The following is a 6664-nucleotide window of genomic DNA, read 5'->3' as shown; positions in this document are numbered from 1 at the left end:
CGGGACATCGCTCCGAACGAACGCGTCTCGAGTCAGCCGCTTCGCCGGCACGAAATGTGACAAAACTGTGAGAAGGAAGAAGGAAAAAAGATGACGCACATCCGCTTTACGTATAAGACAGGAAAGTATTTCGGAAGATTATTCGCCGAACGTCCACAAGGTCTCGTCGTGGAGGTGCTGGCTGTCGAAAAGCATCCGGTTCAAGGAGATCTTCATCAACCGAACCAAGTCGATGTCCCGCTGTTTCATATCCGGACCGCCTTGCATAAGCACGAGAAGATCACGGTTTCGCCCGCAGTCGTTTATGCGTATGACGGAGAGATTCCCGATTATGCGACGAGCTTACGGCAGGCATATGACAAGGACGTGGCACGTCTTGAAGGACTGAATCCAGAGACGGATGCTTTTGTACGAAAATGCTTAGAGAATTACAAAGAACTAGAATCGATTTATGCGAAACGCTGGGGATGAACTCCGGCGTTTTTTTCTGTTGCATGCCTTCTAGAGATAGGGTATTCTTGTGTCTGCAACTACGAAACCAGTTTACTATTTATGGGGGCTTGAATCATGATGGAATTAACCAAATACAAAGCAGACCCCTTTGCGATAACAGCGCGCCAAGCGGAACTTTTTTATTTCCGCGGACGGAAGGCGCACCGGGAAGGGCGACTGGATGAAGCCGTCTATCATTTAGATGAGGCGACGACACTTCAGCCAGCGGACATCCGTTATTTGCTCCGTTATGCCCGTGTCTTATTCGAGACAGGAGAAATCAATCATGCGAATGATGTCTTGAAACAAGTACGTGCACTCGACGCATCAAATACGGAAGCACTCTTTTATTTAGCGAATAACTACGCACACGTCTCACTTTATGAAGAAGCGCGACAGCATGCGATGGAATATTTAGAGCAAGCACCAAACGGTAAACACGCGGAGGCATCGGCCGCACTCGTGGAACTGATTGATCTCGAACAAGAGATGGAAGACGACGAAGAGGACGAATTGATTCGTCTGCACGGTCAAGCACAACGCCAGATCGATAAAGGGATGCTGTTCGCGGCACAGGAGACGTTGACTGGACTGATTGCCCAGTACCCGACGTTCTGGCCTGCCTACAACAACCTCGCGATCGTCGAGTTCTATTTAGGAGAGAATGATCAGGCATTCGCTTCCCTCGAACGGGTCCTTGAAGGAAACCCGGGGAATTTGCATGCCCTCTGTAACACGCTCGTCTTGCTACACGAGATGGGACAGGACGAAGAGGCGCATCGTCTCTCTCGTCAGCTCGAACACGTCCGTTCCGTGCATCTTGAGACACGTTATAAGGTCGCATCAACACTTGCGATCATCGGACGATACGATATCGCCTATGAAGAGTTGAAGTTGCTCGAGCGTCGCGGGTACCGAGGAGATCCCCTCTTTGGGCACTGGTTATCAATATCTGCTTATAAGACAGGACATGTCGAAGAGGCAGCCGCTTTCTTAAAGTCAGACGAAGCACAAGCGTTAAAGGAAGAAACGGATACGTATGACATCCGCCACAACCTACAGTTTCGCTCGGCACTCATCCAAGCGTTGAAGACGGAAGATGACGTCTCGCGCATCTTCACGGCACTTCTTCTTGGCAAGCTGAACGATGCCGAAGCACGGCTTGCATTGTCGATGATGCCAGAAGTAACGGACCGAGAAGACGTCCTGTTACTGACGGAACAGATTGTCATCGAGATGGAAGGACGGACCGATGTCGTGGATGAACGCATTCACCGGGCATTGCAGACGATCCGTCTTGCAGAACGATTCGTTTCAGACGAAGAACGGATGAGTCTTGAAGGGGACTTTTATGAGCGCTTCGCACAGCTCGTCTTAAGTGGAGAATCGTTCGATTCAATTGAAGCATCCGCGGCATCACTGCTTTACCTGTTCCATGATTTACGAGACGGAATGTTGATCGAGGAATGCGCATCGCTCGTCGATTGTTCGTTCGATCATGTCGCGTCAATGATCCGGACACATGAACGGATGCTGGCACCGCTGCAAGCAAAGTGTTAGACGTTTAGGGGATTCTCACCTATACTCAAACTACAACGATTACGATAAATGGGGTGGAATCATGGCGGAAACAGAACAAAAAATTTATGACGTCATCATCATCGGGGCAGGTCCTGCTGGGATGACAGCCGCACTTTATGCATCACGTGCGAACCTTTCGACATTGATGATCGAACGCGGGATTCCGGGCGGTCAGATGGCGAACACAGAAGATATCGAGAACTATCCAGGATACGATAGCATCCTCGGACCAGATCTCTCACAAAAAATGTTCGACCACTCGAAAGCATTCGGCGCAGAATATGCGTACGGAGATGTTCGAAGCATCGAAGACGGTAAAGCATACAAAACGATTCATGCACACAACAAAGATTACTACGCACGGGCAATCATTATCGCGTCTGGGGCACAATATAAAAAAATCGGTGTACCGGGAGAAGAAGAGCTCGGCGGTCGCGGTGTCTCGTATTGTGCGGTCTGTGATGGGGCGTTCTTCAAAGAAAAAGAACTCTTCGTCATCGGTGGCGGGGACTCTGCGGTAGAAGAAGGTGTCTACTTGACACGTTTCGCGAAAAAAGTCACGATCGTTCACCGTCGTGATGAGCTCCGCGCTCAAAAAATCCTTCAAAAACGTGCGTTCGACAACCCGAAAATCGACTTCATCTGGAACCATACGGTTAAACAGATCAACGAACAAGACGGGAAAGTCGGCGGTATCGAGCTGATCAATACAAAAACAGCTGACGTGACGACGCATCCGATTGATGGGGTCTTCATCTACATCGGAATGAACCCAATCACAGGTTACGTCCAAGATCTCGGTATTTTAAACGACCAAGGTTACGTCGTGACGAACGAAGCGATGGAAACGAACATCAAAGGTATCTTTGCTGCTGGTGACGTTCGTGAAAAAACATTGCGCCAAGTCGTTACAGCAACGAACGATGGTTCGATCGCAGCGCAAAATGCACAGCATTTCATTGAAGCGTTGCTTGAAGAATTACAAGAATCCTCACACGCATAATATCGAACCAGTTTCATTGAAGGAGACTTCAGTGAAGCTGGCTCTTTTTTTATGATATACTGAAAAAGAAGCGAAAAAATACACACGGAACTGTTGTCTGGAGGGCGAAAAGATGGAACAGAATCAACCGCAACTTGTCATCATCACGGGTATGAGTGGGGCTGGGAAGACTGTCGCAATGAACAGCTTTGAGGACTTAGGCTATTTTTGTGTCGACAATCTACCCCCGACGTTACTGCCGCATCTCATCGAAGTCATTGGACAAGTGCGTCCTAAAATCGCCGTTGCCATCGATACCCGCGCGCGTGATTTCATCGACAGCTTTTTTGTCGTCTATGAGGATTTAAAGAAAACGGACTTACAAATCCGGATGCTGTACCTTGATGCGCGAAACGATGTCCTTGTCCGCCGTTACAAGGAATCGCGTCGTTCGCATCCACTTGCACCGACGGATTCACCATTGATTGGAATCGAACGTGAACGGACGTTGCTCGAAGGATTCCGCGATAAAGCACAGATGCTGATTGATACGAGTGACATCAAGCCGCTTGCACTGAAAGAACGTCTCTTAAAGGAGTTCACGGAAGGCACACGGATTCCGTTCACGGTCAACGTCATGTCGTTCGGCTTTAAACATGGCTTACCGCTTGATGCGGATCTTGTCTTTGACCTGCGCTTCTTACCGAACCCGTTCTACATTCCAGAGTTGCGTCCAAAAACTGGACTTGACGAGGAAGTGGCATCGTACGTCATGCAATGGCCGGAAGCAAAGCTGTTCTATAAAAAACTCGTCGACCTGCTCGAATTCCTGATTCCGCAATACGAGCGGGAAGGGAAGTCGCAACTCGTCATCGCCCTCGGTTGTACAGGTGGGAAACATCGCTCAATCACGTTTGCAGAAGCGATCAGTAAAGAATTTGCGACGCAGTATCATATTGAGACGAATCACCGGGATTATGTGTATGCGAAGGGGGAGAAGTGATGAAATGGGAACGTAAAGTCGTCGCTGTCGGTGGTGGAACAGGACTCTCGACGCTTCTTCGTGGACTGAAACATTACCCGCTTGACATCACAGCCATCGTCACCGTTGCTGATGACGGGGGCAGTTCTGGTCGTTTGCGGACGGAATTCAATATGTTGCCGCCGGGCGATATCCGAAACGTCATCGTCTCCTTATCGAAGTCAGAGACATTGATGGACCGGATCATGCAGTACCGGTTCGAGACCGGGGAAGGACTGCATGGTCATTCACTCGGAAATCTGATGTTGACGGCAGCAACCCAACTTTGTAACGGTTCGTTCGTTGAAGCGATCGGTGTTATGGGGCAACTGTTGAACGCGGAAGGAAAAGTCTATCCGGCGACGGAACGAACGATCACGCTTTGTGCCGAGTTCGAGGATGGGACGATCGTCAAAGGCGAGTCGTTGATCCCGAAGGTCGGTAAGAAGATCGAACGGATCTTCCTCGAGGAACAAGACGTCCGTCCAGTACCGGAAGCGATTCAGGCGATTCTTGATGCCGATGTTATCGTCCTTGGTCCGGGTAGTCTCTATACGAGTATCATCCCGAACGTTCTGATCGACGAAATCCGGGAAGCAATCCAGCAATCGCTAGCTCCAGTCGTCTATATCTGTAACGTCATGACGCAACCCGGTGAGACGACAGCGTTCACAGCCAATGAACATTTAGCGGCACTCGAACGCTTCCTCGGACAAGGCGTCGTTGATACGATCATCGTCAACAACGAATCGATCGATGCGAGTTACCTGAAGAAATACCAAAAGGATCACGCTGACATCGTCACCTATAATGAAAAACAATTCGAGTTAGCAGGCGTTGAAGTGCTAGCAGACGATATCGTCGATTACAATCATCACTTCATTCGTCATGACTCAGATGCCGTCGCAAGCCTCGTCATGCGAAAAGTGTTGTCGATTCGACGGATGCGTCAACTCGAAGGAAAGGAGGAGCTGACATGAGCTTTGCCTCAGAAGTCAAAAAAGAATTAACGCAGATTCCGATTACTGATCACGAGATGAAGGCGGAACTCGCGGCGCTTGCCCGGATGAACGGTGCGATCTCGTTCGGTCTCGGACGTGGTCTGACACTCGATATCTCGACCGAGAATGCCTCGATTGCCCGTCGGATCTATTCGCTTTTGAAAAAAGCATACGGGGTTCATCTCGATCTGCTCGTTCGGAAGAAAATGCGTCTGAAAAAGAATAATGTCTACATCGTCCGCGTCAAACAACAGGCGGATAAGATTTTGCAAGACCTCGGGATTTTAGGAGAAGGATTCACGATGATTCGTTCCATCAGTGACACGATCTTAAACGATGAACGAAAAGCACGCGCGTATTTACGAGGGGCGTTCCTCGCCGGGGGTTCGCTCAACAATCCGGCGACGTCGTCGTATCACTTGGAGATCTTCAGCTTATATGAAGAACACAATGCGGCGCTCCGCGGTCTATCAAACGTTTTTGATTTGAACGCAAAGGCAATCGAACGGAAAAAGGGACATATCCTTTATATCAAGGAGAGCGAGAAGATTTCTGATTTCCTCAAGCTCGTTGATGCGACACAATCGATGCTACGGTTCGAGGACGTCCGGATCTTAAAAGATATGCGTAACTCGGTCAACCGTCTCGTCAACTGTGAGACGGCGAACCTTAACAAGACGGTTGGCGCAGCATTACGCCAAGTCGAAAATATTAAGTTCCTCGAGCGAACGGTCGGACTCGATGTCTTACCGGATAAGTTGAAGGAGATCGCGATCTTGCGCGTGACACATCAAGACGTCACGTTGCAAGAGCTCGGGGAGATGGTCGAAAGCGGCTCCATCTCAAAATCAGGGATCAATCACCGGTTGCGGAAGATTGATCAAATCGCTGAAAAAGTACGAAATGGCGAGTCGATGACAGGGGCCATATAAGAGGGTCGCTTGCGGGATGAACCATAGTCTACTATAATATATAGTCGATGCAACTAAATGTTCGAATTAAGGAGTTTTTGAAATGGCTAACGAAAAGAAACGTATTTCGCTGACAGTCGATGCGAAGTTTGATGAAGTGTTAACAAAAAAAGCAAAAGCAATCGGTGTACCGAAAAGCACACTCGTTGCGTTCGCAACATCTTTATTCCTGAAACAATTACAAGCAGAAGAAGAGCTTTCGCCACATGCGAACGCGATCTACTCGCTGATTCGTGAAAACCACGATATCGTTTCAGACATCACAGACTTGATCGACTGATCATCGCCCTCTCGTTCTATAAGGAACGGGAGGTTTTTTTGTATGTAACGATAACCGACAAGGCTTCGATTTTCTATGGATACAAAAAAAGTGCCTCCCGAAGGAGACACTCTGGATGACTTATGCACGTTCCATGACGCGGTCGATGAGACCGTAATCAGCAGCAGCTTGTGCTGACATGAAGTTGTCACGCTCTGTATCGCGTTCGATGACTTCAAGTGGTTGTCCTGTGTTTTCAGCCATGATTTTGTTGAGGTGCTCACGCATTTTGATGATACGCTCCGCATGGATTTTGATATCCGATGCTTGACCTTGTGTACCACCGAGTGGTTGGTG

At 48.9% G+C, this 6664-nt stretch carries 8 protein-coding genes; 7 read left to right on the top strand and 1 reads right to left on the bottom strand.

What is annotated here, in order from left to right:
* Positions 1-90 precede the first annotated feature (90 nt).
* The 7 genes from kapB (at position 91) to B2751_RS03920 (ending at position 6328) form a co-directional block, all read left to right on the top strand.
* Entirely contained in the window at positions 91-471 is a 381-nt protein-coding gene (kapB, locus tag B2751_RS03950; protein ID WP_023469227.1) for a sporulation phosphorelay system protein KapB, read from the top strand.
* 96 nt (positions 472-567) lie between these two features.
* A complete protein-coding gene (locus B2751_RS03945; RefSeq protein ID WP_047393317.1) occupies positions 568-2052 on the top strand; it encodes a tetratricopeptide repeat protein in 1485 nt (494 codons plus the stop codon).
* Positions 2053-2113: 61 nt separating this feature from the next.
* Positions 2114-3076, top strand: coding sequence for a thioredoxin-disulfide reductase (gene trxB / locus B2751_RS03940; protein WP_023469225.1), 963 nt, complete (start codon positions 2114-2116; stop codon positions 3074-3076).
* 112 nt (positions 3077-3188) lie between these two features.
* Positions 3189-4058, top strand: coding sequence for an RNase adapter RapZ (gene rapZ / locus B2751_RS03935; RefSeq protein ID WP_035409987.1), 870 nt, complete (start codon positions 3189-3191; stop codon positions 4056-4058).
* Entirely contained in the window at positions 4058-5056 is a 999-nt protein-coding gene (locus B2751_RS03930) for a gluconeogenesis factor YvcK family protein (protein WP_035409984.1), read from the top strand. Before rapZ ends, B2751_RS03930 begins: the two co-directional genes overlap by 1 nt.
* Positions 5053-6009 carry a DNA-binding protein WhiA gene (gene whiA / locus B2751_RS03925; RefSeq protein WP_035409981.1) on the top strand — a complete coding sequence of 319 codons (957 nt, stop codon included), beginning with the start codon at positions 5053-5055 and terminating at the stop codon, positions 6007-6009. Before B2751_RS03930 ends, whiA begins: the two co-directional genes overlap by 4 nt.
* Positions 6010-6091: 82 nt before the next feature.
* Entirely contained in the window at positions 6092-6328 is a 237-nt protein-coding gene (locus B2751_RS03920) for a hypothetical protein (RefSeq protein ID WP_035409978.1), read from the top strand.
* Between the two features lie 120 nt (positions 6329-6448).
* On the opposite strand, the gene B2751_RS03915 is transcribed toward B2751_RS03920, so the two are convergent.
* Positions 6449-6664, bottom strand: a 216-nt coding sequence (locus B2751_RS03915) for an ATP-dependent Clp protease proteolytic subunit (protein WP_290772992.1), incomplete at its 5' end; no start/stop codon positions are given.

It is taken from the genome of Exiguobacterium sp. UBA6282 (assembly GCF_002440475.1).
GTDB lineage: Bacteria > Bacillota > Bacilli > Exiguobacteriales > Exiguobacteriaceae > Exiguobacterium_A.
This window is presented reverse-complemented; position numbering and strand designations above follow the sequence as displayed.